Origin of the sequence: Brevibacterium otitidis (genome assembly GCF_042429315.1) — a bacterium.
In the GTDB taxonomy this organism is placed as follows: domain Bacteria; phylum Actinomycetota; class Actinomycetes; order Actinomycetales; family Brevibacteriaceae; genus Brevibacterium; species Brevibacterium otitidis.
In genome coordinates this window covers 19,262-44,409 of the sequence record NZ_JBHMAU010000050.1, presented here as the reverse complement: position 1 = coordinate 44,409, position 25,148 = coordinate 19,262, and the positions used below count along the sequence as shown (strand labels likewise).

Sequence of the window (25,148 nt, the reverse complement as noted above, 5' to 3'; positions counted from 1 at the left end):
ATTCATACCCCCATATTAGTCACCCACCACGACCGAGCCCGACTCGCTGACCAGCACAAACAAACCAAAAGCTCCGAAAACCCCGCCAACCTGTGCAAGTCAGGCTTCCGCGCGGATTCTTCATCCCCACCCCTGTCGGGGACTACAACCCGGACTGGGCGATCGCTTTCACCGAAGGCAGCGTGAAACACATCTACTTTGTTGCCGAGACAAAGGGCTCATTGTCGACGCTCCAGCTCAAGGGAGTTGAGGAAGCCAAGATCGAGTGTGCCCGCAAGTTCTTCGCATCGCTCGCACAGAAGAACGGCGATGACGTCACCTACGACGTCGTCACCGACTACACCGAGCTGATGCAACTCGTCACCGCATGATCCCGTAGTTGCGTGAACATCTGGCGAGTTCTGCGTCCGAGCTCGACAGAGAGAGCGCCGGTGAACGATTGCCAAGAGTCAACCAGCGAAAGCCGGTTGACGACTCTGTGCCGAGATCGCTCCAGCCACGGGCGTCGGTCAGTCGGTGGCTCCCATCAGGGCAGTAGGTGCCTGGCCACCGTCTGCCAGCACCGACTGCACGCTCAGCACGATTGCGGAGCTGATGACTTCCTGCGCCAGCGATGGTGCTGACTGCTCTTCGGCTTCCGGTTCAGCTGCCGAGGGCACATGGATGAAGCCGGTGCGCACGTCGCGGCCTGTCGACAGTGCGTGCGCGGCGGCAGCGTAGGCGACGGCATTGCAGACGTACGTGCCAGCGGTGTTGGAGAGGCTCGCCGGAAGCCCCCCATCCTTGAGCGCCTGGACGATCGCCTTGTTCGGCAGGGTGAGGAAGTGTGCGGCCGGACCAGCTGCAACGACCGGTTCGTCGATCGGCTGGGCGGTGGCGTTGTCCGGGATCGGTGCGTCCATGACATTGATCGCCACACGCTCCGGAGTGATATCCCTCCGGCCTGCCGCCAGACCCAGACTGATGACGGTGTGCGGCTTGTGCTCGTCCATGAGCTCACGGATGCGCGTGCAGGCAGCATCGAACTCAACAGGCAGCACCTCGGTGACAGCACCGGGGCACTCGCGAGCCACCGCCTCGGCGGCGGCGACCGTGGGATTCGAGTCATGGTCGCCGAAAGCCTCGAAAGCAGTCACGAGCACACCCTCGTACAGCAATTGGTCGCGTGCCATCAGCGCCTCCGCCACGACGGCGGCAGGGGCCGGCGCACCTTGCGGCGCGGATCGGCGAACCCTCCAGCCTTCTTCACCGGTGCCTCGGTCGCGGCAGCGGCGAGCTGACGCACAGCCACAAGTGCTGCCGCCACAGCAGCGCGGGCCAGCCTGCGCTCCTCGTCCGCCGACAGCGTCGTGCTGCCGGCCTGCTTGTCGAAGCTGACCTCGATGCCGTCGAGATCCGCGTCGCTGGCCGTGATGGGCGCATCTGCGTGCTCCTCACTCACAGCGGGATGTTCCCGTGCTTGCGCGCCGGGGGATCGACGTGCTTGTTCTTGAGCGCGCGCAGCCCGCGGATGATCCGCTCGCGGGTCTCACTCGGCTTGATGACCGCGTCGATGTAGCCCTCTTCGGCGGCCTTGTACGGATTCAGCAGCGCATCCTCATAGTCCTGGATGAGCTCATCGCGCAGCGCATCGACGTCTTCACCGGCCTCACCTGTAGCCTTGAGCTTGCGGCGGTAGACGATGTTGGCAGCCCCCTGGGCGCCCATCACGGCGATCTGGGCGCTCGGCCAGGCGAGATTGAGATCAGCACCCAGCTGCTTGGAGCCCATCACGCAGTACGCGCCGCCGTAGGCCTTGCGGGTGATGACCGTAATAAGCGGCACGGTCGCCTCACCATAGGCGTAGATGAGCTTCGCGCCGCGGCGGATGATGCCGCCGAGCTCCTGGTCGGTGCCGGGCAGGAACCCGGGCACATCGACGAAGGTCAGGATCGGAATGTTGAAGGCATCGCACAGCCGCACGAACCGGGCGGCCTTCTCCGAAGCGTCGATGTCGAGCGTGCCGGCCAGCTGCATCGGCTGATTGGCGATGATGCCCACCGTTGTGCCCTCGACGCGGCCGAACCCGGTGCACACATTCGGGGCGAACAGCTCGGAGATCTCCAGGAACTCACCCTCATCGAGCACCCGGGTGACGACATCGAGGATGTCATACGGCTGCGAGGGCGAATCCGGCATCAGCTCATCAAGTTCCAGATCCTCATCATCGATGGTCAGATCCGCCGGGGCGTCGAAGTCCTGCGCGTCGTCGAGGTTGTTCTGCGGCAGGAACGAGAGCAGATCGCACACGAAGTTCAGCGCATCGGTCTCATCGGCGGCCAGGTAGTGGGCGTTGCCGGAGACCGAGTTGTGGGTCCGTCCACCGCCGAGCTCCTCATGCCCGACGTCCTCACCGGTGACGGTCTTGATGACATCCGGTCCGGTGATGTACATGTGGCTGGTCCCATCGACCATGATCGTGACATCAGTCAGAGCAGGGGAGTAGACCGCGCCGCCGGCAGACGGGCCCATGATGAGCGAGATCTGCGGGATGACACCCGACGACGCCACGTTCCACTTGAAGATCTCAGCGAACAGCGCAATCGATCCGACGCCCTCCTGAATGCGGGCACCACCCGAGTCGTTGATGCCGATGATCGGGCAGCCGAGCTTGAGCGCAAGCTTCTGCACCTTGACGATCTTGCGGCCATTCGCCTCAGCCAGCGACCCGCCGAGCACCGTGAAGTCGTGCGCGAACACCGCCACCGTGCGTCCGTCGATCGTGCCGAGACCGCAGACCACGCCGTCACCGTCGGGGCGGTTGTTCTCCATCCCGAACTGCGTGTTGTGATGCCGGACGAACTCGTCGATCTCCTGGAACGAACCGTCGTCGAGCAGCTGGTCAATGCGTTCACGAGCAGTCTGCTTGCCGCGTTTGTGCTGATTGGCGACAGCACGCTCATTTCCAGCGTGTGCGGCCTGGCGGCGGGATTCGAACGCGGCGATGCGTTCGGCGGTCGTACGAGGGACAGTGCTTTCGGTCATGGCACTAATGTACCGCCCGGCTCTGTCGTTGTGCGAAGCCACCAAAAGCCATACAGTGATCTAGTGCACACAGAAGCTTCCCGTTCTCCCTTCGATCTCGCGACCCTGCGCGCCGGCCTGGCCAGCGCAGATGTCGAGGTGCCGCGCATCGAGTGGCCTGCCGCCTGCCCGTCAACCAACGATGCGCTCGCCGAGGCGGTTGCCGCCGTTCCCGAGGAGTGGGCTGACGGTGCCGTGTACGGCACCGACCATCAGACCGCCGGCCACGGTCGGCTCGGTCGCACCTGGACCGTCCCGGCGGCTGCGAGCCTGACCTTTTCGACCGTCATGCGGGTGCCCGTGGGGTTCGATCTGGCCGGACTCGGATGGGTGCCGCTCATCGCAGGCTGGGATGTTGCCGAAGCCGTGGACACCGCTGGTGTGAGTGCGCAGGTGAAGTGGCCCAATGATGTGCTCGTCGACGGGAAGAAGCTCTGCGGGATCCTCAGCCGCGCCTGCCAGCTGCCGGCCGGCAGTGAGGCCGCGATGGCGATCGTGCTGGGCATCGGCATCAATGTCGACATCACCGCAGACGAACTGCCGGTAGAAACTGCCACCTCGATCGCGCTGGCCGGTGGGACGATCACCCGCGAGCAGCTGCTCGCTGAGGTGCTGCGCGGCCTGCACCAGGCGATCCCGGCGCTGTTCTCCTCGACGACTGCTGAGGCGTTCGCACAGTCCGCAGCAGCCGATGCGATCCGCAACCGCATGGTCACCCTCGGCATGGACGTCCGGGCCGAGCTGCCCGGCGACGTGCAGCTGCGCGGGAAGGCCGTCGACGTCGATGCCGGCGGCAACCTCATCATCGACACCGGTGCCGGCCGTGAGGTGGTCAGCGCCGGTGAGGTCACACATCTGAGGCCGGCCCGATGACGACACCGTCCGACGACACCGAATACCTCGGCGACGAGGTGCTCGGCGAAGAAGAGCCCAGCCGCGACGAAGAGCCGCGGCTGGAGCATGTGGACGAGCATGCTGGTGTCGGTGACGAAGATCCGTGGAAGGTGGACTCCGCGGCTGCTGAGGAGCCTGCTGCTGAGCGGCGCATTGTTGAGGAGTCTGACGACGAACTCGACGCCGTTGCCCGTGCTGCCCAGGAGGCCTTCGCCGCGCGTCTGGCAGGTGCGCGACCCAAGCCGCAGACCGTGGATGAGTCGATTGTCGATGAGCGTGAGAAGGCGGAGATCGAATCGACGATCTATCAGCTGCGCTCTGCGGCACAGAAGTTGGAGGAGAGCCTCATCGGCGGCAAGCGTGTGCTCACCCGCAAGGAGGTCGCCCAGCTCGCGGGTGTCTCCACAGTGGCGGCCCGGAAGTTCTGGCGCTCACTCGGTATGGCCCGCGTGCCCGAAGGAGAGACGGCGTTCACCGTCGAAGACTCCAAAGCACTCAGGGAGATCGCCTCGGTCGTCGACGCCGGAGTCCTCGACGAGGCGACGGTGCTGTCCCTGGCGCGGGCGATCGGCCAGACCAGCGACCGTCTCGTCGTCTGGCAGATGGAGACGCTCGTCGAGTATCTCTCCGATGCCCGCGGTCTCGATGAGACCCAGGCCCGGCAGCAGGCGATCCAGCTGTTCGAAAGCAGCATCGAGCCGCTGGAACGCGTGCTCGTCTATGCATGGCGGCGCAACCTCGCCGGCGCGCTCGGCCGGATGAACGTCAACGTCGCTGAAGGACTGGCGATCGAGAACCAGCACGGCTGGTACGACTCCCAGATGCCGCTGGCGCGCACCGTCGGCTTCGTCGACCTCGTCTCCTATACCCGCCTGTCGCAGAAGCTGGAGCCCAAGCAGCTCGCCTACCTCGTCAAGCGATTCCAGGACGTCGTCTTCAACGTCGTGGCCACCGGCAACGGCCGCGTCATCAAGACCGTCGGCGATGAGGTGTTCTTCATCGCCGAAACCCCGCAGGCCGGAGCCGAGATCGCCCTGTCGATCCGCGACCTCATCATCGCCGACAACGACCTGCCCCAGGCACGCCTCGGACTGTCATGGGGACGGGTGCTCTCACGCCTGGGCGATGTGTTCGGCACGACGGTCAACCTCGCAGCCCGCCTGACCGCCATCGGCGAACCGAGCACCGTCGTCACCGATCGAGAGACCGCACGGATCCTCGAACGCTCAGGGGAGTACGTGTTCTCCAAGCGGCAGACGACGAACCTGCAGGGCCTCGGTGAGATCTCGATGTTCCAGATGGACCGGGGAACGGCTGAGAGCCTCGACCTGTCGATGGACGGGGACGAGTAGCACAATCTCGTGGTGCCGCCGCACGGCCGGAAACGGACAGCTAAGAATGTGTCCGCGCCGAGGGAGCAGGTGATTCCCGACGATTTTAGACCTCGGCCAAGATGATCTATTCGCCTAGACCGATCTCTATACTCTTGGGCCACCACGTAGGAAACGAGCAATTCGGCCGCCAGCTGAATCCCGCCTTTCATACGGCGTTCATCGTCCTGGCGACCGCCGATGCGGCGACGAAGCTTACAGTGCCGCCAGCTTTCCGCTCGCAGTCCGCGTCATGCGGCCAGAATCAATTGCCCATATGATGACGCCCTCCAGCCGCTTCCGGATGCGTACTCCGAGCCTGTTGTATCCGAACACGCCGGCGATTTCGCGAACCAAATCATCGTCTGACTGTTCCCCTTGGGTACGAAGGGTCGAGACGAGAGCATTGGCGATCTCTCGGTGGGAAATCTCGTGGATCGCTACCTCTCCGCCGTCGAGCCGCGGCCGGTACCCGGCATAGGTCTCGGGATTGACGTTGTCAGGCCAGTAAAACCTCCCGAACGGGGAGCTCTCGGCGCTCTTCGTTGTGCAGGCGAGAATCTCGCTCAGCCGCGCCTGGCGCACGCGGCTTAGCTGAAAGCGCCTGGCGAGCACTTTAGCCAGTCGTCCAGCTTCGATCGGTCCCTCGATTTCGACGATCTCGTCCAGGTGGGTGGCAATGTGGGTGCGGACGGCAGGGGAGTCAAGCTGATTCAGGACGTCGACGTTGCCGATCACCTCCGTGGAGGCCTTAACAAACGCATACGGTCCGGACGAGGAGGCCGCCTCCTGCGGGCCTGCTGTCACCGTCTCTTTCACAACCGGTTCTGCATCACGCACGAGCATCGGCGAGAGCGCATCCGCCTCTGGATCGTGTGCCTCAGGAGCAAGCGGTGCAGGGGACTCCTCTGGTCCTGATCCGTTGGATTGCCGGATTTCTGACTGAGGGATGGTAGTTTTCGGACCTGCGGACCCATGTTCGTTGAAAGTAGCGTGCGTGCCTTCTGTCATCTCAGGAAGTTCGAGCGCCTGCGCTGCCGAACTGATCTGTTCGATCACCCGTTCTGGGTCGCGCAGCCAAACCGGCAGCAGCACCTGCAGAGTGTCTTGCCATCCCATAACTTTCTTGAGGATGGTAGTCGGCAGCGCTTCTCTATCAGCGACAATGGATCGAGCGGCCCACTCAGGCGAGTCGAGCGTCACTGCGAGCCAACCATGGTTTTGCGAAGCACGCACAGCCAAGTCGACGCGGAATCGTGAAGTTCCCACATCTGGTGTCACTTCTAGGCCTTCGTCTAGCAGAGCGGCGGCGATGCGCTCCCTAGAGGTTGTAGTCATCGATCTGCTGGGTCGCCCCGACAGCTTCGCGCTTCTCCGCATGCATCAGATAGTCCTTCAGATGCGCAACGCCTTCTGCGCTGGTCCTGGCCAAATCGACGCGTCGCACGGGTGCTACACTTAGATTATGAGTGTTGCCCAGCCCGAACCCGAAAGTCTGTCTCAGCGCGAACTGCGCAACGAGTCCAGTCGTGTCCTTCGAGAAGTGAGCGAAGGTCACTCTTTCGTGCTGACGAATCGCGGGGTCCCAGTCGGTCGTGTCATCCCTTTGGATGCGCCTGCGCCCGGACTTGAGATCACCCGCCCAGCCAAGCGTGTCGGCGGCTGGTCGGACCTCGGCATTAAGCGCAGGCGCAGCGAGCGATCTGTGCAGGAGCTCATGGATGAGCAGCGTGAGGATCGGGTGTGAACGCCAGAGTCGTCTACGTTGATACCTCCGCGCTGGCAGCACTCCTGAAGCCTGAGCCGGAAAGCGAATCTTTGGAGCGCTGGCTCGACGAAACCTCGGCGACGCTGGTCTCCAGCGACTTGCTCGAGACCGAGCTCCGTCGCGTCGCCGTCCGCGACGGGCTGAGCCAAACTGACGTGACAGCCCTACTCGACGGAGTGGCCCTCGCTGCGCTCGACCGGGCAGTCTTCCGCAATGCTGGGTTCCTGCCGATGGAATTGCTGCGAACTCTCGACGCGCTGCATCTTGAGACCGCTATTCGCCTCGATGCCGACGCCATCCTGACGTACGATCGTCGTCTCGCGCAGGCGGCCGAATCCGCTGGACTGACAGTCATCGCGCCTGGCCGCTGAGCCGCTCAGAACAGCGCGCCGCCCGAACCGTCTTCGTCGTCGGAAGAGACGATGACGACGGGGGAGTCGTCCTCGTCGCGCGCCTGAGCGATCTCCTCCTTGCGGCGTTCGAGCTCTTCAGCGCTGAGCCCACCGGCCGTGGTCTCCTCACTCCCCTTCGCCTCGGGATCAGCCGAACCAGCCTCCGCGCCATAAGCGTGCGGGACAGTGCCGATCGCATCAACCTTCGACTCCAGCGGCTGACCGGAACCATCCCGTTTCCCCAGCTCTGTCGGCAGCTTGCGGGCCCCACCGCCGGTGGCCGCGCCCTGCGGATCCGGTCCGGCGAAGGCGAGGACGAGCTCCGTCTCGCCCTTGAGGAAGCGGTGGGCACGCACACCGGCAGTCGCCCGGCCCTTGGTGGGGAACTCAGCCAGATCGGTGACCTTGACGCTCAGCGCCGTCTCACCGTAGAAGTCCTCACCCGTGGCGATCGTGACGACGCGGTTCTCAGCGGCCGGGTCGATGAGGCTGAAGGCGAGGACAGTGGCATCAGCGGCGACCTTGATGCCGGACACACCGCCGGCGTTCCAGCCCTGGGCGCGCAGCAGATCCGTGCCGAAGGTCAGCAGCTGGGCGTTCGAGGTGATGAACACCGCGCGGGCGGCGTCGATGTCCGGCAGCTGCCCGGCACCGATGACGGTGTCGCCGGGCTTGAGGTTGATGGCATCCCAGGCCTCCTTGCCCTTGGCCGGCTCCGCACCGGCGACGCGCTTGATGACGCCGTGGGCGGTGGCGAGCACGAAGTCCTGCGTGATGTCGACAAGCCCCAAGACCTTCTCACCGGAGTCGAGCGTGACGAACTCGCCGACCTTGACACCTCCGGCCAGGCCCGGGCGGGTGGCCTGCGGCGGCAGCGCCGGCAGGGCGACGACGTCGACGGTGATGAGCCGGCCCTTCGAAGTGATCGCGCCGATCGTCCCGCGGGTGGTGGAGGCGACCTGGGAGATGAGCGCATCATGGGCCAGCCGCTTGCCGGTCGTCGGCAGAGCGGAGCGGTCCGCGGTGCGGGCGATCCGGCCGGAGGTCGAGAGCAGCACCCAGGTGGGGGAGTCGGCAACCTGCAGCTCAGGCGAGCCCTTCTTCCGGCCGCGCGCGGTGATCTGCTTGTGGGAGCCTTCGACGAGCACGGTGCGCCGCGGCGAGTCGATCTGATCGGCGACCTCGCCGAGCTCATCAGAAACCACCTGGCGCAGCTTCGCCTCGTCATCGAGGATCGACTGCAGGTAGTCGATGCGCTTCTTCAGCTCATCCTGTTCGGCTTCGAGTTCGAGCCGGGAGAACTTCGTCAGCCGGCGCAGCTGCAGGTCGAGGATGTAGGTGGCCTGCACCTCGGAGAGGTCGAAGACGCTCATGAGCCGGGTGCGGGCGATCTGCGCATCATCGGAGGAGCGGATGAGCTCGATGACCTCATCGATGTCGAGGATTGCCGTCAGCAGACCCTCGACGAGGTGGAGGCGGTCCTTGGCCTTGCCGAGCTGGAACACCGTGCGCCGGCGGGTGACGTCGATGCGGTGGTCGACGTAGACCTCCAGCAGCGCCTTGAGCCCGAGCGTGCGCGGCTGCCCGTCGACGAGGCAGACGTTGTTGATGCCGAAGGAGTCCTCCAGCGGGGTGAGGCGGTAGAGCTCCTCGAGCACCGCCTCGGGGTTGAAGCCGTTCTTGATGCCGATGACCAGCCGCAGGCCGTGCTTGCGGTCGGAGAAGTCATCGATCGAGGCGATGCCGGTGAGCTTCTTCGCCCCGACGACGTCCTTGACCTTCTCGATGACCTTCTCCGGGCCCACCAGGTAGGGCAGCTCGGAAACGATGATGCCCTTGCGGCGGGCGGTGATGTTCTCGATCTTCACCGTCGCGCGGGTGCGGAAGGAGCCGCGGCCGGTCTCATAGGCCTCGCGCACCCCGGACAGCCCGATGACCCGGCCGCCGGAGGGCAGATCCGGGCCGGGCACGAACTTCATGAGCTCCGAGAGCTCGGCCTCCGGGTTCTCGATGAGGTGCTGGGCGGCGGCGATGACCTCGCCGGGATTGTGCGGAGCCATGTTCGTGGCCATGCCGACGGCGATGCCGGAGGCACCGTTGACGAGCAGATTGGGGAAGGCGCTCGGCAGCACCTCCGGCTGGGTGGTCGAGGAGTCGTAGTTGGGGACGAAGTCGACGACGTCCTCATCGAGTCCGGCGATCATCGTCAGCGCCGCATCGGTGAGGCGGGCCTCTGTGTAGCGAGGTGCGGCCGGGCCGTCGTCAAGGGAGCCGAAGTTGCCGTGGCCGTCGACGAGCGGGGTGCGCATGACGAAGTCCTGGCTCAGCCGCACGAGCGCATCGTAGATGGCGACATCGGAGTGCGGGTGCAGCTTGCCCATGACATCGCCGACGATGCGGGAGCTCTTGACGTGCGGGCGGTCGGGCCGCAGACCCATCTCGCCCATCTGGTAGATGATGCGCCGCTGCACTGGTTTGAGGCCGTCGCGAGCATCCGGCAGGGCCCGGGAGTAGATCACCGAATACGCGTACTCGAGGAACGAGGTCTCCATCTCCTCGGAGACGTCGATATCGACGACCTGGCCAGCCACCGGCTCTGTCATGGGACTCCTTCGACGGGCGAAACGACAGGCCTATGCTACCGGGAAACCGCCGCGAAGCCCGGGATTTCGCCGGGTGCCGAGGTTTCGCCGCGCGCTCAGCCGACGCTCATGCGGCGGCGCTGGGAGTCCATCCGGTCGGCTTCGGCAGCGAGTTCGACCTTGACGGAGAGCAGATGCGCATTCGTCTCCGTCAGCGAGATCGGCCGCAGCTCGATCTCCCGCACGGCCGGGAACTCCTCGACGAGGGCGGAGAGCCTCAGGATGACGTCCTCAGCCGGAGCGACGTTCATGACCGGCAGGCCCTTGTAGCCGAACAGCCGCGGTGAGGACTTGAGCGAGCGGACCATCTCCTTGGCATCGACATCGGTGAGCGGTGCGACCCGGTGGGCGACATCGTCGAGCAGCTCCGTGGTGTCACCGGCAAGGGAGAAGGACACCATCGGCCCGAGCAGCGGATCCTCACCGGCGGTGATGACGCAGGCGGTGCCGGGCGGGGCCATCGGCTGGACGTCGATGCCGTGGTCCTCATCCGCGGCGAGCAGCGCGTCGATGATCCCGGCGATACCCTGCCAGTCCTCGGCGAGCTCCTCGGGGCTGTCGATGTTGAGCCGCACCCCGCCGAGCTCCATGCGGTGGCGCAGCCGCTTGTGCACGGCCTTGAGGGCGACGGGATAGCCGAGCTGCTCGGCGGCGGCAATGCCCTCCTCGACCGAACGTGAGGTGATGTAGGGCAGGCATTCGATGCCGTAGTGGTTGAGCAGCTCCCGGGAGTCATCCCGGCTGAGGATGACGCGCTCACCGCCGGAGACCCCGGCGAGATTGCGTTCGATGATCTTCCGGGCAGCACGCTGATCGATATCGCCGAACTCCGGGTAGACGCCGTGATCGGCTTTGCGCCACATCGCATAGTCCGTCGCCCGGGCCAGCGCCCATACGGCATCCTCCGGGCCCACATAGCTGGGCACCGTGTGGGCGGTGGCGGTGCCCGACTCGTCCGTGACATGGGCGGTGAGCTCGTCCTGCACGCCGTGGATGCCGAGGAAGCAGGCGACGGTCGCCTTGCCCGACTGGGCTGCCGCCTCGGCGAGGACGGCGGCGATCTCCCGCTCATCAGCCCCGGCCGAGGGGGTGAAGGTCACGACGACGGAGTCGATCGAGGCATCGGCGTACATGGCGCTCAGCCGCTGCTCGAACTCCTCGACACCGACCTCCGGGTGCATCGACACGGCCGGGGAGTCCACGCGCAGGCCCTCGGAGCGGGCGCGCTGGATGATGAGGGTCGACAGGGCCGCAGAGTTGCCGATGACGCCGAGCCGGCGGCCGCGCGGCAGCGGCTGGGAGGCGAACACCTGGGCGGCGTCGAAGAGCTGGTGGACGGTGTCGGCGCGGATGACGCCGGCCTGCCCGAGCACCTGGTCGAGCGCCTTGCCCGACAGGCTGGAGAGCCGCACCTGGTGGCCGGGAGGGAGCTCACGGCCGGTGAGATCCGATTTGATGACGATGACCGGCTTGACCCGGGAGACCCGGCGGGCGATGCGAGAGAACTTCCGCGGATTGCCGATCGACTCCAGGTACAGGCCCACCGCCTGGGTGGCCGGGTCCTCCTCCCAGTACTGCAGCATGTCATTGCCGGACAGGTCCGCGCGGTTGCCGGCTGAGACGAAGGTCGAGATCCCCAGCCCGCGAGTCTTGGCGGCCGCCAGCAGCGCAGTGCCGAGGGCACCGGACTGGCTGAACAGACCCAAGGTTCCCGCGCCGGGAAGGAACGGGGCCAGCGAGGCGTTGAGGGACACCTCGGGCGAGGTGTTGGCCACGCCGAAGGAGTTGGGGCCCACCACCCGCATGCCGTGGGAGCGGGCGGTGGTGACCATCTCGCGCTGCAGCTCCAGGCCCTGCTCGCCGGTCTCAGCGAAGCCGGAGGAGATGACGACGCAGGCCTTCACCCCGTTGGCGGCGCAGTCGCGCACGACCTGCGCGCAGGATTCGGCCGGCACAGCGATGATCGCCAGATCCGCCGGGTCGTCGAGATCCTCCAGGCGCCGCACGGCAGGCACGCCTGCGACCGCATCGGCTTCCGGGTGGACGACGGACAGGGTGCCGGCGAAGTCGGCGGCCACGAGGTTGCGCAGCAGCAGATTGCCGGTGGAGTTGTAGGTGCGGGAGGCGCCGATGACGACAACGGAGGAGGGGTGCAGGATCTGGCGCACCGACTTCGCCTCCGCACGGTGCTCGCGGGCCTCCTGGACCTGCATCGACTTCTCCGTCGGGTCGATGTCGAAGCGCACGGCCACGACCCCGTCGTCGAACTCGCGGGAGACCTCGTAGCCGGCGGCGGCGAAGACCTGCAGCATCTGCCGGTTCTGCGGCAGCACCTCGGCGGTGAAGACGCTGATGCCGCGCTCGCGGGCAGCGGCGGCGAGGTGTTCGAGGAAGATCGAGCCGATGCCGCGGCCGTGATGGGAGTCGGAGATGTTGAAGGCGACCTCGGCGGAGGTCTCATCGAGCCGGTCGTAGCGGGCGGTGCCGATGATCTCCTCGCCGATCGTCATGACGAAGGCGACGCGGTCGTGATAGTCGACGGTGACGAAGCGCTCGAGGTCCTTGGCCGGGATCACCGGCAGCGGGGCGAAGAACCGCAGGTAGATGGACTCCGGGGACTGCTTGGAGTGCATCTCCTGCACACCCTCGGCATCCTCCGGCACGATCGGGCGCAGATGAGCGGTGGCTCCATCGCGCAGGACGACATCGGCTTCCCAATACGCTGGATAGGCTCCCATGCTGCCAGCATAATGACTCGGCTGCACCCGGTGGTAGTGCCGGTGGGGTGCAGGAGCCGGTGTGGGGCACAATGGGGGCATGCCCACGATCCCGCAATCACTTGCCCACGACCTGCAGGCCGCCGGATACTATCCGCAGCTGGCCGCCGAGATGCTGAGCGAATCGCTCTTCGGCGAACCGGTCGTCTCCCACCTCGTGCACCTCGATACGCACGTCGACCTCGACTCGATCCACCGGCACATCACCGCGTTCGTGCTCACCCCCACGCGGCTGCTGCTCACCCATGTCGACGATGAGCCGCAGGCGGTGCTCGGGCAGATGCCGCGCGGGGTGACGACGACCGAGGACATTCCGCTCGCCCGGATGCGCACGATGCTCATCTCCCGCACCTATGACAATCCGGCCGACTATCAGCCCGGCGACCGGCCCGTCGAGGTCGCGCTCACCCTCGGCTGGGAGGCGATGCGCCGCCTCGACGTCGTGCCTGAAACCTGCGGCGACCCCGAATGCGAGGGCGACCACGGCTACTCCGGCTCCGTCTACCCCGAGGACGTCACCCTGCGCATCAGCGCCCAGGCCGAAGGGCAGCCGGCGGTCGACCAGGCCGTCGAGTTCGCGCTCCGGCTGCGCCGCCAGGTGTTCGAGGCCCGCCGCAGCCAGGGCCTCGGCGGTCTGTGAACGACGCGGTGATGGGTGCGGTCCAGCTGGCGGGGGCGCCGGACTACCGGCATGCGCTGCTGCTCTCCGATGTCGTCCCGGCTGCCGCCATCACGCTGGGCGCCGGCGACATCCTTGACGCCGGTGCCACAGCGCGGGCGCTGAAGCTCGGCTTCGACACCGAGGACCGGGTCGTCGTCGTGGCGCTCATCGACGGGCTCGGCGCTGAGCTGCTGCGCGCCCGCGCCGCGCATGCTCCGTTCCTGCGCGGGCTGCTGCCGGACATGCTGCCGATGAGCGCCGGATTCCCGTCGACGACGGCGAACTCCCTGTCCTCCCTGGGCACCGGCATGCTGCCCGGCGCCCACGGGATCGTCGGCTATCAGCTGCGCGACCCGCAGCGCGATGTCGTGTTCAATCAGCTCACCTGGGATCCGGAGGTCGACCCCGAGGTGTGGGTGCCGGATGCGACGATGTTCGAACGGCTCACCGCCGCCGGTGTCGACGTTGTGAGCCTGGGCGAGCCGAAGTTCGCCGGCCGCGGCCTCAACCAGGCGTCCCTGCGCGGCGGCCGGTTCCGCGGTTCGAAGACGATGGCCGAGCGCGTCGCCCACGCCGTTGAGGAGGCCCGCGCACCCGGCCGGCGGCTCATCTACTTCTACTGGGGCAACCTCGACAAGACCGGCCACGTCCACGGCGTCGACTCCTGGGACTGGACCGAGGAGCTCGAAGAGATCGACGGACACCTCGCCCGCCTGGCCAACAGCCTGCCCGCCGATGCGGGGCTGACGATCACCGCCGATCACGGCATGGTCGACCTGCCGGCCGAGGCGCGCATCGACTTCGCCGAACATCCGCAGCTGCGCGATGGGGTCACCGGCATCGGCGGTGAGCCGCGCGCCGTGCACGTCTACGTGCAGCCCGGCGCGCTCGAGACCGTCCACGCGGCCTACGCCGAGACCCTCGGGGATCGGGGACTCGTCATGACGCGTGCGCAGGCGATCAGCAGCGGCTTCTTCGGACCCGTGCGGCAGTCGAACCTGGAGCGGATCGGCGACGTCATCGTCATCTGCCACGCCGGCACCGGCATCATCGACTCCGCGCACGACTCCCCATCAGCGCTCGCCCTCATCGGCCACCACGGCGGCATCACACGCCAAGAACTCGCCATCCCGCTGCTGCGCACCTGAGCCATCTGGCGCCTCGGGAGCCAGCCCACACCTCGGGCGCGGTCAGTCCTCGTCGACGGAGATGACCTCGCGGCGGCGGCTGGGCCGCCGGGGTGTCACGCGGTAGATGACGAGCCGGTACATGAGGTAGCGGAAGACATTGCCGAGACCGGCGCCGATGACATTGGCAGAGATGTTGTCGGCCAGCGCGGAGCGGAAGTCGAGCAGATAGTGCGAGACCCACAGGCAGCCCATCGCGATGAGCAGGCCGAGGCCGTTGACGAGGAAGAACCACACCGCCTCGCGCGTGGCCGACGGGTTGCGGCCGTCCTTGAAGGTCCAATAGCGCGAGCCCATCCACGCCACGAGCGTGGCGAGGGTGACGGAGATGATCTTCGCCCACAGCGGCCCGATCCCGAGGACCTCCAGGCGCAGCAGATTGAAGACGAAGAAGTCGACGACGAAGGCGATGAGTCCGACGAGGGAGAACTTCGCGACGCGCTTGGCCTCCTTGCCCGCCTTCATGCAGCGCACCTGTTCATGCAGCGCACCTGTCTGTCGTCGGATCCGGGTTCCTGCCGTTAACGAGAGTACCGGACGCATGCGCCGAACCCGCACCGACCCACCGCAGGCGGGCGGGCCGAGGCCGGGTACAGTGGTGCTGTGACTTTTCCCAGAGTAGGAGTGATCGGCGGAGGCCAGCTGGCGCGCATGATGGCCCCGGCCGCCGAAGCGCTGGGCGTGGGATTCCACGTGCTGGCCGAGACCGAGACGGCCTGCGCCACCGAGGTCTCCGCGCATGTGACCGTCGGCGACTACCGCGACTACGCCACCCTCAAGGCCTTCGCCGAGACCGTCGACGTCATCACCTTCGACCATGAGCACGTCCCGGCGGAGCATCTGCGGGCGCTCGCCGCCGCCGGGCATCCCTGCCGTCCGGGGCCCGAGGCGCTCATCCACGCCCAGGACAAGCTCGTCATGCGTGCGAAGATGGACGAGCTCGGACTGCCGAATCCGCGCTGGGCGCAGGTGACGACGACCGAGGCGCTCGCCGCCTTCGGTGCCGAAGCCGGGTTCCCGCTCATCCTCAAGACCCCGCGCGGCGGCTACGACGGCCACGGCGTGCGCGTCATCCACGAACCCGCCGAAGCCGCCGACTGGCTGGCCGAGGGCCGGCCGCTGCTGGCGGAGGAGAAGATCGACTTCACCCGCGAGCTGGCGGTCATGGTCGCCCGCTCGCCGATGGGCCAGACCGCAGTGTGGCCGGTCGTGGCGACCTACCAGCAGGACGGAATCTGCAAAGAGGCGCTCGCACCCGCCCCCGGCCTCGACGCGGAGCTCGCCACACAGATCAGCGCCGATGTGCTGACAGTCGCCGGCAGCCTCGGCGTCACCGGCGTCATGGCGATGGAGATGTTCGAAACCGCCGACGGCTATGTCGTCAACGAACTGGCGATGCGCCCGCACAACACCGGCCACTGGAGCCAGGACGGTGCGATCACCTCGCAGTTCGAACAGCATCTGCGCGCCGTGCTCGACCTGCCGCTCGGCGACCCGTCTGCGCATGCGCCGGCGACCGTCATGGTGAATGTGCTCGGCGCTGACCGCGACGACCTCTACCACGCCTATCTGCACGTCATGGCCCATGACCCGCAGGTCAAGGTCCACATGTACGGCAAGTCCGTGCGCCCGGGCCGCAAGCTCGGCCACGTCAACCTCACCGGCGAGGACCCCGCTGAGCTGCTGCGCCGCGCCCGGCACGCAGCCGACTACATCGCCGGCACCGACCCGAACCCGCACCCGGACCTGCGCACTGGAGGAGCCGAGCACCTCCTCGGCGGGGGCACCGGCCCAGCTGCAGAAGGGACACGCTCATGACTGAGCCCGCAGCCGCCTCGGGCCCGGCGCCCGTCGGCATCGTGATGGGATCGGACTCCGACTGGCCGACGATGCGCGCCGCTGCCGAGGTGCTGGCTGAGCTGGGCATCGGCGCCAGCGCCGAGGTCGTCTCCGCCCATCGGATGCCCCATGAGATGATCGACTGGGGTGCCACTGCTGCCGAGCGCGGCATCCGCGTCATCATCGCCGGCGCCGGGGGAGCGGCCCACCTGCCGGGCATGCTCGCCTCGGTCACCTCGCTGCCGGTCATCGGCGTGCCGGTGCCGCTCAAACAGCTCGACGGGATGGACTCGCTGCTGTCGATCGTGCAGATGCCGGCCGGAGTGCCGGTGGCGACCGTCTCGATCGGCGGGGCGAAGAACGCAGGCCTGCTCGCCGCCCGTATCCTCGGGGCAGGAGCCGATGAGAGCGCCGCTGCTGTCAGACGGCGCCTCGACACCTACCGCGACGAGCTCAAGGCCACTGCCGAAGCCAAGGGCCGGGCACTGCTCGACCAGCTCGACGGCTGAGCGGCCCTGTCAACCCGCCCCATCGAGAGCCCCTGCCCTGAAGGAGAGACATGTTCGACATCTACCAGCTGAGTGAGGACCACGAAGCCATCCGTGAGGCCGTGCGCGAGGTCGTCGAGGCGAAGATCGCTCCGCACGCCGCCGACGTCGATGCCAATGCCCGCTATCCGCAGGAGGCCCACGACGCGCTCGTGGCCACCGATTTCTTCGCCCCGCACATCCCCGAGGAGTACGGGGGAGTGGGTGCCGATGCGCTGGCGACGGCGATCGTCATCGAGGAAGTGGCCCGCGGCTGCATGTCCTCTTCCCTCATCCCGGCGGTCAACAAGCTCGGCTCGATGCCGGTGCAGCTCGGCGGCTCCGAGGAGATCAAGCAGAAGTACTTCCCGGCGGTGGCTGCCGGCACGTCCGGCTTCTCCTACGGCCTGTCCGAGCGCGAAGCCGGCTCCGACACCGCGAGCATGAAGACCCGCGCGGTGCGCGACGGCGACGACTGGGTGCTCAACGGCGTCAAGACCTGGATCACCAACGCCGGAGTGTCGGACTTCTACACCGTCATGGCCGTCACCGACCCCGATGGTGAGCGCGGCCGCAACGTGTCGGCCTTCGTTGTCGAGAAGTCCGATGAGGGCTTCTCCTTCGGGGAGAAGGAGCGCAAGCTCGGCATCAAGGGCAGCCCCACCCGCGAGCTGTTCTTCGAAGACTGCCGGATCCCCGGCGACCGGATCATCGGCGAGGAGGGCCAGGGCCTCAAGATCGCCCTGCAAACCCTCGACCACACCCGCGTCACCATCGCCGCGCAGGCGCTCGGCGTGGCCCAGGGTGCGCTCGACTACGCGATCGCCTACATCAAGGAACGCCAGCAGTTCGGCAAGCCGGTCGCGCAGTTCCAGGCCGTGCAGTTCATGGTTGCCGATATGGGCATGAAACTCGAAGCCGCCCGCCAGCTCACCTACGCTGCTGCCGCCAAGAGCGAACGCAACGACCCGGACCTGGGCTTCTTCGGTGCTGCCGCCAAGGCCTTCGCCTCGGATGTGGCGATGGAGATCACCACCGATGCTGTGCAGCTGCTCGGCGGCTCCGGCTATGTGCAGGACCACCCGGTCGAGCGGATGATGCGCGATGCCAAGATCACCCAGATCTACGAAGGCACCAACCAGATCCAGCGCCTGGTGATGGGACGCAAGCTGCTGGGGTGATGTGACGCTGATGGGGCCGGTGCGGATGCGTTACGCGTTCACACCGGCCCCATTATCGTCTCCGGATTACTCTCCGTCCTGTTGGGTCAGCCGATCGCCGACAAGATGAGGAGATAGGTGCTGACGACGCCGATCATGACGAGCACCGGCGGCACCGTGTAGCCGACGACCTCACCGAACTTCAGCTTGAAGTTCGCGAGGTACGGCAGCGCGAAGAACGGGATGAGGAGATTGAACACCGCGTCACCCATCTGGTAGGCCTGCATGACCAGGCTGAAGTCCGCCTGCAGGTCGAGTGTGGTGGGAACGATGTACGGAGCCTCAATGACGAACTTGGAACCGCCGGACGGGACGGCGATGTTGAGGATTCCCGAGTAGAGGAACGCGATGAACGGCCAGGTCGTCGCGTTCGAGATGGCGGTGAACGCCTGCGAGATCAGGACGCCGAGTCCGGTGGCACTGATGAGGCCGAAGATTCCTGCGTAGAACGGGAACTGCAGGATGAATCCCCACGTGCCGGAGATGCCCTCACGCACGAGTCCTGCGTAGTATTCAGGGCCCTGATTGGCGCACAGCAGAATGCCGAGGGTCAGGAACAGGAAGTTGTAGGCGTTGAGGTCGAGGCCGGCGATGCCGGTTGCAGCGATATTGAGGATGCTGAAGGCCAGACCGATGCCGCCGACCACGATCATGACGATGCGGCTGGCGTTGGCGCGCTGTGCCGGGGTGTTGCGTTCGACGATCGCCGAGGCGGCACCTGACTCAAGCTCCTCGAAGACCGAAGCGTCGACCTGCTTCATCTTCGTCTGGTCCTTCGGGTGCATCAGCAGCATGAAGATGATGCCGACGAGCATGCAGGCGACGAGCAGAAGGCCGAAGTCCGGACGGACGACGGTGTCGGTCAGCGGCACGGAGACCGGGGTCGCTTCGACGTGGGAATCAGGCACCAGATCGCGCAGGTACTCCGGGGTGGCTGCATACAGCACTGCGGCTCCGGACATGCCGGCTGCGCCGGGGACCATGCACATGAACAAGGTGGCCACGAGGACCGGTGCGTGGAGTTTGATATCGCGCTTCTTCGCCTCGGCCAGGAGCTCCTTGCCGAGGACGATGCCGCCCATCATGCCGAGTCCCCAGTGCACGAAGCCGAGGAGGCTGGCAACGGTTCCGGCCAGGATGATCACCTGTGTGCGGTTCTTCGGGATCCGGGCGACCCAGGTAAGCAGGCGCTTGGCCGGGGGGAGAGGTGGCGACCGCGTTGCCGGTCGCCAGCAACACTGTCATCTGCATCGTGAATTCGAGCAGGTTCCAGAAGGAACCCGTCCATGCAGACACGAGCGTGACCTCTTCGGCATCCGATGACCAGAACGAGGTCCCGGTGAGGAAGAAGGCGAGCGTGCCGACGATGATGGTGAGAGCTAAGCAGATGACGAACGAATCCGGCATCCAGCGGATGAACCAGGCAAGGTACCGGTCGAGGAACTTTGGCTTACGTTCGAGGTTGGTGGTCGAGCTCATGTGTGAAGTTCTCCTTGGAAAATGTGCGTGCCGGTGGGCATGCGCGAATCACGCTGGGCTCAGCTGCGCTCGCGCAGATGCTTCTTGTTGATCTTGCCGACGGCCGTGACGGGCAGAGCGTCGGTGAGGTGGACGTACTTCGGCCGCTTGTAGCTGGAAAGCACGTCCCGGGAGGCGTTGATGATGTCGCCGGGCTCGACACCCGCACGTGCGGGTACGACGTAAGCGGTGACCGCCTCACCCCAATCCGGGTGAGGAGTGCCGACGACAGCGACGTCTTGGACGAGATCGAGCGCAGACAGCGCCTGTTCGACCTCGCTGGCGTAGACGTTGAAGCCGCCGGTGATGATCATGTCCTTCTTGCGATCGACGAGGTAGACGTAACCGTCTTCGTCCATGTAGCCGAGGTCGCCGGTGTAGAGCCACCCGTTGCGGACTGTCTCCTCTGTCGCTTTGGGACGGTTGAGGTAGCGGTCCATGACATAGGGCGCGCTTCCGATGACTTCGCCGACCTCATGCGGATCGCAGTCGGTGTCGTCATTGCGCACGACGCGCACGGCGGCCATGAGCGAGCGCTGGCCACAGCTGCGCAGCCGTTTGGGGAAGCGGTCGGCGTCGTGGTCGTCTTTGCGAAGGCGTGTGAGGAAGTTCGGTGCCTCGGTCTGTCCGTAGAGCTGCATGAACACCGGGCCGAAGATCCGCAGTCCCTGACGCAGTCGCTCCTCCGAAATGGGGGAGGCGCCGTAGAGGATCGTCTGCAGTCGGCCGGGATCGAAGTTCGGGCGTTCCTCGGTCGCATCCAGAAGCCGGTTGATCATGGTCGGCACCATGAACAGATACGTCACGCCACCGGTCTCGATCTTGTTTAGGGTGGACTCCATGTCGAACTGCTTCATCACCTCGACAACGGCTCCCTGCAGCAGACCGGAGATTGCAAGAACGCCTGCGCTGTGGGGGAGCGGCGAGGACAGCAGCAGGTGATCGTCAGCCGTGATCTCGGTTTCGATGACGTGCGAGAGGAGATTGGAGGCGAAGCCCTTCTGCAGGTGGACGACACCCTTCGGCCGGCCGGTCGTGCCTCCGGTGTACATGATCAGCGCGATATCCTCGGCGCTGACAGCAGGCAGCTCCTGTGCGGCATCTGCTGTGAGCGGGCCGTCGGCGTCGGCCACCGCGACACGTCGTTCGTCGGAGACGCTGAGGATGAGCTTCTCCAGAACGGATTCGCTTGTCGCATCGGGCAGCGTGCCTCTGCGAGCATCCGATGTCAGCACCAGCTTCGCGCCGGAATCGGACAGGATGTAGGTCATCTCCGCTGGCGAGAGCATCAGGTTGATGGGCACTTTGGCAGCGCCGACGGATGCGATCGCCAGGTCGGCGATGAGGTATTCGGCGCTGTTGTCCAGCATGATGGCCACCGGGTCGCTGGCTTTGACCCCTCGTGCGACCAGAATGCTGGCGACTTCACGTGCGGCATCGTGCAGCTCCCGGTATGTCCAGGTTCGTCCGTCGGCGATGACGGCTGTGCGGCTCCCGTGCTTCTTGACAGCTGGCAGAACCAGGTCCCGGATGACATCACATTGCACCGTTGCGACTCCCTCTCCTTTGAGCGATGTGGCCCGCGCCACGTTGTCAGTCAGGATGTCGCACGCATGCAGGGCTGGCTATGTGAATCGGGTACAGACTTCCGGCCGTCGCCTGTCAGATCGTCACAGGGCTGTCGTCGGCGCCGTGCGGGCCGCGAGCACGGCAGCCATGCGCACGGCAGTCTCCGCGCGATACCGGTCGTCGGTGCGGGCGAAGCTGAGGTCGAGCAGTTCTTCGATGCGGGCGATGCGGTTGCGCACAGTGTTGTAGTGCACGTGGAGCTCGGCTGCGGTGTCGCCGAGGTGTCGGTCGTTGGCCAGATACGAGCTGATGGTTGTCATGTAGTGCGTTCCGTGGCGCTCGTCATGGGCGATGATCGGCCCGAACGTGTCCGTCACCATCGCCTGGAGCTGGACATTAGGGATGCTCGCCAAACCCTGAAGACCCAGAGCCCGGGCGCTGACGACCCCGTCGATGCTGGTCTGCGGGTTGGACACGCCCACGGTGCATGCGACGCGTGCTTCATCGTAGGAGATGGACACCTCATGCAGCTGTTCTGTGCGACGTCCGATACCGGCGACGAATCTGCGGCTGTCGCCTGTGCTTCCTTCGGCCGTGCCTTTTCGCTCCCGACGATGCTCTTCGCGGTCAAGCAGATCTGCGATCTGAAGTGAGAGCTCTTTTTCCGACCCGCCGTTGCCGATGATGACGACAGTGGACTCATCGCGATGATCGACAAGATAGTCCGGGAACGTCGTGCGCAGGTCGCTGTGGAAGCGCTCAGAGATCTGATCGGCCTGATCCCGTGCTCTGATGACGATAACCCGTGCATCTGATCCGATCGGTGCGCACCCGATGAGCGCGAGTCGCCGCTGAATATGGGCCGTATTGGTGAAGTTGCCGGTCAGCAGCTTCTCCTGGAGGTCTCCGCGCAGCGTCTCGATTGTCGCCGACCGCTCGCAGTGGCGCAGCAGCTGAAGCTTGAGCGCATGGAGAGCGATCCGGGCAGACGGCTCGGTGAGGGTCGTGTCCTCATCGACGCAGGACAGGTGTACCGTCAGTCTGCTCTGCGGGCTGAGCCGGCTGGAGATTTCTACTCCATGGCATGACGCCCGGTCTGGACCGGATGCCCCGATGACTGAATTGTGGCCGTCATGCAGTTCGATCCGGGCGTTGAGGTAAACCGCGACTGCATCCAGAGCGTGACTGACCGCCGATGCCGAGCCCAGCAGCTCGACTAATTCGATGGCCGACGTCAGGTGGGAGTCGGCTGCTTCGGCTCGTCGCCGGGCGTCGCTTACCCGAGCTTCTGCCAGGCGGATGCGATCGAGCTGCGCCAGGCGCACCGAGAGATGGTCGGCGATCGACTCCAGCTCGTCGATGTCCTCTGAAGTCCAATTCCGCTTCCGTCGGTCTGCGGCATACAGCACTCCAAGCGCTGCGTCGTGTGCCATGAGCGGAGACACGAGCACTGACCCGATCTTCTCGTTGTCGATCAGCCGTTTGGCGGGCACCCTGCGTGAGTCGTGCAGATAGTTGCTGCTCTTCTGCGTGCGCCGCAGCGACGCAGCCTTCCCGCCGATTCCCTCACCGACGGCCAGCTGCCAGTCCGCTGCCATCTCTGGCGTCTGAAGTCCGTGGTGGGCTCCGATGTGCATCTCAGCATCAGCCTTGACCACACCCGTCCATGAGATGTCGCACCGCACCACCGCGACGACATGGCGGACCGCCGCCTGCATCGCCTGAGTTGAATTGTTCGCTGTCAGAAGGGACGAAAGAAACTGTCCCATTTCAGTTGCCATCGAAGTCCGATCTGCGAAGTGCCAGTGGAGCCCTCATCTTAGGGGAGCCGGCGGCACAGCGAGGGGGCTTCTCACAGCTTGTACACGACCGACTGACAGCAAGACACGCGGACACTCGCAGCCGGATTCTCCCAGGCAGTCTCAGGCTTGAGCGCTAACCTGGTTCAGTACCGACGCGACGTCCCCATGCAACGCAGCTGCCGCCCCCGCGTCACACCGCCTCGGGCGCGTGGGGCTGCCCATCATGGTGGGGGACGTGAGAGCAGTCGCTGGCAGAGAGGAGGCAGCCGATGGCCGAGCGCCGGCCCCTGAAGTACATCGATCCGGTGCGCTATCCCAACTACGCCGACCAGCCGGTGCGCAATGCCCGCGGCTGGATCCTGCTGGCCTCCACGATCCTCGTGCCCGGCTCCGTGCAGTCGCTGTTCCGCGTGCGCAGGTGGGCGAAGTTCGCCCTCACCCTCACCCTCATCGGCTGGGCGCTCATCCTCATCACCGCAGCCGCTGCGATCTTCGCCCGCGGCTTCCTCATCTCCATGGGCACCAATCCGTTCGTGCTCACCGGCGTCACCGCATTCCTCGCCGTCTACACGCTCAACTGGATCATCTGCCTGCTCGACACGCTCCGCCGAGTCGAACTCGTGACCCTGACCCCGAAGGTCCGGCGCAGCTTCCTGGCCGCCAGCCTCGCCTGCGCGCTCGTCATCGGCGGCGGGCTCACCTGGGGCACCGTCATGGTCAACAGCCAGCGCCAGCTCATGACCGAGGTGTTCGCCGCCGGCTGGGGCCAGCGCGCCGTCGACGGCCGCTACAACATCCTGCTGCTCGGCTCCGATGCCGGCAAGGGCCGCACCGGCGTCCGCCCCGACAGCCTCTCGCTCATCTCGATCGATGCGAAGACCGGCAAGGCCGTGAGCATCGGCATGCCGCGCAATATGCAGAACGTGCCCTTCCCGGAGGACTCGCCGCTGCACCAGCACTACCCGCAGGGCTTCAACTGCGGTGACGAGTGCCTGCTCAACGCCATCTACCAGCAGGGTGAAGAGCACGCCGATGAGTTCGACGGCAAGATCCCGGCCGGTGTGCAGGCGACCAAGGACGCCGCCGAGGGCATCACCGGGCTGGAGATCCAGTACTACGCGATGATCGACCTCAAGGGCTTCGAGCAGCTCATCGACGCGATGGGCGGCATCGACCTCGTCTCCAACAAGCGGGTGCCGATCTCCTCGAAGGTCGACCCGAACACCGGCAAGCACGGCCCGGTCAAGGAGTGGATCGAGCCCGGCGAGCAGCACCTCGACGGCTACCACGCGCTCTGGTACGCCCGCTCGCGTGAGTTCGCCAGCGACTATGAGCGGATGGTCCGCCAGCGCTGCGTGCAGCAGGCGATGCTCAAACAGCTCGACGCCTCGACCGTGATGCTGCGCTTCCAGGACATCGCCAAGGCCGCCCCCGAGGTGGTCTCCACCGACATCCCGCAGCTGCAGGTCGACACCTTCGTGGACCTGGCGGTGAAGTCCCGTGAGCATCCGCTCGAATCGCTCAACCTCAGCCCGCCCGAGGTGAACCCCACCCACCCGGACTTCGCCGCCATCCACACGCTCGTCGCCGAGACGATCGAAGCCTCGGAGAACGAAAAGGACGACGAAGCCGCCGGCGTCCCGGCCCCGGCTGGAGCGGCTGTCATCGGCTCCGGTGCCCGCTCGGTTCCGCTCGCCGCCCCGGCGGAGGATGAGTCCTCCGCAGAAGGCGACGCCGAGTCCATCTGCTCCGTGCCCTGACACCACCCTGCGCACCGTTCCCACCACCTCGGGAACGGTGCTTCTGTGACCCCGGATTCAGGGAATTCGTGACCTTCGCAAGGGGATCTCAAAAATTTTTTAGGCCCCTGCTGCCGCATGAACACGCTGAACGACATCGTTGTAAGTAACTTTCGTCGT

General features: G+C 65.9%; 22 protein-coding genes and 1 pseudogene. 11 read left to right on the top strand and 12 right to left on the bottom strand.

Annotated features, from left to right (window positions below; translation table 11 throughout):
- Positions 1-92: 92 nt before the first annotated feature.
- Positions 93-371 (top strand): restriction endonuclease, encoded by a 279-nt coding sequence (locus tag ACFFN1_RS07805; RefSeq protein ID WP_376840118.1) that lies wholly within the window; start codon positions 93-95, stop codon positions 369-371.
- A gap of 138 nt (positions 372-509) precedes the next feature.
- On the opposite strand, the gene ACFFN1_RS07800 is transcribed toward ACFFN1_RS07805, so the two are convergent.
- Genes ACFFN1_RS07800 through ACFFN1_RS07790 form a run of 3 tightly spaced genes read right to left on the bottom strand, consistent with a single transcriptional unit; the run spans position 510 to position 3,024 of the window.
- Positions 510-1,172, bottom strand: a complete 663-nt coding sequence (locus ACFFN1_RS07800) for a pyroglutamyl-peptidase I (protein WP_376840117.1) — start codon at positions 1,170-1,172, stop codon at positions 510-512.
- A complete protein-coding gene (locus ACFFN1_RS07795; RefSeq protein ID WP_376840116.1) occupies positions 1,172-1,441 on the bottom strand; it encodes a hypothetical protein in 270 nt (89 codons plus the stop codon). Before ACFFN1_RS07795 ends, ACFFN1_RS07800 begins: the two co-directional genes overlap by 1 nt.
- Complete coding sequence (locus ACFFN1_RS07790) at positions 1,438-3,024, bottom strand: acyl-CoA carboxylase subunit beta (RefSeq protein ID WP_376840115.1); 1,587 nt, start codon at positions 3,022-3,024, stop codon at positions 1,438-1,440. The genes ACFFN1_RS07795 and ACFFN1_RS07790 overlap by 4 nt, the downstream gene beginning before the upstream one ends.
- Before the next feature lie 63 nt (positions 3,025-3,087).
- Here ACFFN1_RS07790 and ACFFN1_RS07785 point away from each other — a divergent pair, with 63 nt between their 5' ends.
- Together ACFFN1_RS07785 and ACFFN1_RS07780 are read left to right on the top strand one after the other, a co-directional pair.
- Positions 3,088-3,936 carry a biotin--[acetyl-CoA-carboxylase] ligase gene (locus tag ACFFN1_RS07785; protein ID WP_376840114.1) on the top strand — a complete coding sequence of 283 codons (849 nt, stop codon included), beginning with the start codon at positions 3,088-3,090 and terminating at the stop codon, positions 3,934-3,936.
- Positions 3,933-5,309: an adenylate/guanylate cyclase domain-containing protein gene (locus ACFFN1_RS07780; protein ID WP_376840113.1), complete on the top strand. Its 1,377-nt coding sequence runs from the start codon at positions 3,933-3,935 to the stop codon at positions 5,307-5,309. The genes ACFFN1_RS07785 and ACFFN1_RS07780 overlap by 4 nt, the downstream gene beginning before the upstream one ends.
- 234 nt (positions 5,310-5,543) lie before the next feature.
- Here ACFFN1_RS07780 and ACFFN1_RS07775 read toward each other — a convergent pair whose 3' ends face one another.
- Together ACFFN1_RS07775 and ACFFN1_RS07770 are read right to left on the bottom strand one after the other, a co-directional pair.
- Positions 5,544-6,665: a DUF3320 domain-containing protein gene (locus tag ACFFN1_RS07775; RefSeq protein ID WP_376840112.1), complete on the bottom strand. Its 1,122-nt coding sequence runs from the start codon at positions 6,663-6,665 to the stop codon at positions 5,544-5,546.
- A complete protein-coding gene (locus ACFFN1_RS07770; protein ID WP_376840120.1) occupies positions 6,649-6,774 on the bottom strand; it encodes a hypothetical protein in 126 nt (41 codons plus the stop codon). Before ACFFN1_RS07770 ends, ACFFN1_RS07775 begins: the two co-directional genes overlap by 17 nt.
- A gap of 18 nt (positions 6,775-6,792) precedes the next feature.
- On the opposite strand from ACFFN1_RS07770, the gene ACFFN1_RS07765 reads away from it, so the two are divergent.
- Positions 6,793-7,074 (top strand): type II toxin-antitoxin system Phd/YefM family antitoxin, encoded by a 282-nt coding sequence (locus ACFFN1_RS07765; protein WP_376840111.1) that lies wholly within the window; start codon positions 6,793-6,795, stop codon positions 7,072-7,074.
- Positions 7,071-7,466, top strand: coding sequence for a type II toxin-antitoxin system VapC family toxin (locus ACFFN1_RS07760; protein ID WP_376840110.1), 396 nt, complete (start codon positions 7,071-7,073; stop codon positions 7,464-7,466). The genes ACFFN1_RS07765 and ACFFN1_RS07760 overlap by 4 nt, the downstream gene beginning before the upstream one ends.
- Positions 7,467-7,471: 5 nt before the next feature.
- On the opposite strand, the gene ACFFN1_RS07755 is transcribed toward ACFFN1_RS07760, so the two are convergent.
- Together ACFFN1_RS07755 and ACFFN1_RS07750 are read right to left on the bottom strand one after the other, a co-directional pair.
- Positions 7,472-10,090 (bottom strand): DNA gyrase/topoisomerase IV subunit A, encoded by a 2,619-nt coding sequence (locus tag ACFFN1_RS07755; protein WP_376840109.1) that lies wholly within the window; start codon positions 10,088-10,090, stop codon positions 7,472-7,474.
- A gap of 95 nt (positions 10,091-10,185) precedes the next feature.
- The gene (locus tag ACFFN1_RS07750; protein ID WP_376840108.1) at positions 10,186-12,867 is read right to left on the bottom strand and encodes a bifunctional acetate--CoA ligase family protein/GNAT family N-acetyltransferase; all 2,682 of its coding nucleotides are present in this window, start codon (positions 12,865-12,867) and stop codon (positions 10,186-10,188) included.
- Positions 12,868-12,946: 79 nt separating this feature from the next.
- Between ACFFN1_RS07750 and ACFFN1_RS07745 the strand changes: the two genes are divergently transcribed.
- Positions 12,947-13,546, top strand: coding sequence for a DUF5998 family protein (locus ACFFN1_RS07745; protein ID WP_376840107.1), 600 nt, complete (start codon positions 12,947-12,949; stop codon positions 13,544-13,546).
- Positions 13,543-14,715, top strand: coding sequence for an alkaline phosphatase family protein (locus ACFFN1_RS07740; RefSeq protein ID WP_376840106.1), 1,173 nt, complete (start codon positions 13,543-13,545; stop codon positions 14,713-14,715). The genes ACFFN1_RS07745 and ACFFN1_RS07740 overlap by 4 nt, the downstream gene beginning before the upstream one ends.
- Before the next feature lie 42 nt (positions 14,716-14,757).
- On the opposite strand, the gene ACFFN1_RS07735 is transcribed toward ACFFN1_RS07740, so the two are convergent.
- A complete protein-coding gene (locus ACFFN1_RS07735) occupies positions 14,758-15,219 on the bottom strand; it encodes a GtrA family protein (RefSeq protein WP_376840105.1) in 462 nt (153 codons plus the stop codon).
- A gap of 138 nt (positions 15,220-15,357) precedes the next feature.
- Here ACFFN1_RS07735 and ACFFN1_RS07730 point away from each other — a divergent pair, with 138 nt between their 5' ends.
- Genes ACFFN1_RS07730 through ACFFN1_RS07720 form a run of 3 tightly spaced genes read left to right on the top strand, consistent with a single transcriptional unit; the run spans position 15,358 to position 18,301 of the window.
- Complete coding sequence (locus ACFFN1_RS07730; protein WP_376840104.1) at positions 15,358-16,572, top strand: 5-(carboxyamino)imidazole ribonucleotide synthase; 1,215 nt, start codon at positions 15,358-15,360, stop codon at positions 16,570-16,572.
- The gene (gene purE, locus ACFFN1_RS07725) at positions 16,569-17,102 is read left to right on the top strand and encodes a 5-(carboxyamino)imidazole ribonucleotide mutase (RefSeq protein WP_376840103.1); all 534 of its coding nucleotides are present in this window, start codon (positions 16,569-16,571) and stop codon (positions 17,100-17,102) included. Before ACFFN1_RS07730 ends, purE begins: the two co-directional genes overlap by 4 nt.
- A gap of 50 nt (positions 17,103-17,152) precedes the next feature.
- Positions 17,153-18,301 (top strand): acyl-CoA dehydrogenase family protein, encoded by a 1,149-nt coding sequence (locus ACFFN1_RS07720; protein WP_376840102.1) that lies wholly within the window; start codon positions 17,153-17,155, stop codon positions 18,299-18,301.
- Positions 18,302-18,387: 86 nt separating this feature from the next.
- On the opposite strand, the gene ACFFN1_RS07715 is transcribed toward ACFFN1_RS07720, so the two are convergent.
- The 4 genes and pseudogenes from ACFFN1_RS07715 to ACFFN1_RS07700 form a co-directional block, all read right to left on the bottom strand.
- A complete protein-coding gene (locus tag ACFFN1_RS07715; RefSeq protein WP_376840101.1) occupies positions 18,388-19,485 on the bottom strand; it encodes a TIGR00366 family protein in 1,098 nt (365 codons plus the stop codon).
- A 115-nt stretch (positions 19,486-19,600) separates the two neighbouring features.
- Positions 19,601-19,747 (bottom strand): annotated as a pseudogene (locus ACFFN1_RS07710) (short-chain fatty acid transporter); the annotation flags it as partial.
- A 131-nt stretch (positions 19,748-19,878) separates the two neighbouring features.
- A complete protein-coding gene (locus ACFFN1_RS07705; protein ID WP_376840100.1) occupies positions 19,879-21,405 on the bottom strand; it encodes a class I adenylate-forming enzyme family protein in 1,527 nt (508 codons plus the stop codon).
- A 123-nt stretch (positions 21,406-21,528) separates the two neighbouring features.
- Positions 21,529-23,145 (bottom strand): helix-turn-helix domain-containing protein, encoded by a 1,617-nt coding sequence (locus ACFFN1_RS07700; RefSeq protein WP_376840099.1) that lies wholly within the window; start codon positions 23,143-23,145, stop codon positions 21,529-21,531.
- A gap of 353 nt (positions 23,146-23,498) precedes the next feature.
- Between ACFFN1_RS07700 and ACFFN1_RS07695 the strand changes: the two genes are divergently transcribed.
- Positions 23,499-24,989 carry an LCP family protein gene (locus tag ACFFN1_RS07695; protein ID WP_376840098.1) on the top strand — a complete coding sequence of 497 codons (1,491 nt, stop codon included), beginning with the start codon at positions 23,499-23,501 and terminating at the stop codon, positions 24,987-24,989.
- The last annotated feature ends 159 nt before the right edge of the window (positions 24,990-25,148 follow it).

Coding starts and splice junctions, on each gene's coding strand:
- ACFFN1_RS07765 (WP_376840111.1), top strand. CDS start 6,793: ATGAGTGTTGCCCAGCCCGAACCCGAAAGTCTGTCTCAGCGCGAACTG.
- ACFFN1_RS07755 (WP_376840109.1), bottom strand. CDS start 10,090: ATGACAGAGCCGGTGGCTGGCCAGGTCGTCGATATCGACGTCTCCGAG.
- ACFFN1_RS07695 (WP_376840098.1), top strand. CDS start 23,499: ATGGCCGAGCGCCGGCCCCTGAAGTACATCGATCCGGTGCGCTATCCC.
- ACFFN1_RS07790 (WP_376840115.1), bottom strand. CDS start 3,024: ATGACCGAAAGCACTGTCCCTCGTACGACCGCCGAACGCATCGCCGCG.
- ACFFN1_RS07750 (WP_376840108.1), bottom strand. CDS start 12,867: ATGGGAGCCTATCCAGCGTATTGGGAAGCCGATGTCGTCCTGCGCGAT.
- ACFFN1_RS07775 (WP_376840112.1), bottom strand. CDS start 6,665: ATGACTACAACCTCTAGGGAGCGCATCGCCGCCGCTCTGCTAGACGAA.
- ACFFN1_RS07780 (WP_376840113.1), top strand. CDS start 3,933: ATGACGACACCGTCCGACGACACCGAATACCTCGGCGACGAGGTGCTC.
- ACFFN1_RS07800 (WP_376840117.1), bottom strand. CDS start 1,172: ATGGCACGCGACCAATTGCTGTACGAGGGTGTGCTCGTGACTGCTTTC.
- purE (WP_376840103.1), top strand. CDS start 16,569: ATGACTGAGCCCGCAGCCGCCTCGGGCCCGGCGCCCGTCGGCATCGTG.
- ACFFN1_RS07745 (WP_376840107.1), top strand. CDS start 12,947: ATGCCCACGATCCCGCAATCACTTGCCCACGACCTGCAGGCCGCCGGA.
- ACFFN1_RS07720 (WP_376840102.1), top strand. CDS start 17,153: ATGTTCGACATCTACCAGCTGAGTGAGGACCACGAAGCCATCCGTGAG.
- ACFFN1_RS07700 (WP_376840099.1), bottom strand. CDS start 23,145: ATGCAGGCGGCGGTCCGCCATGTCGTCGCGGTGGTGCGGTGCGACATC.
- ACFFN1_RS07735 (WP_376840105.1), bottom strand. CDS start 15,219: ATGAAGGCGGGCAAGGAGGCCAAGCGCGTCGCGAAGTTCTCCCTCGTC.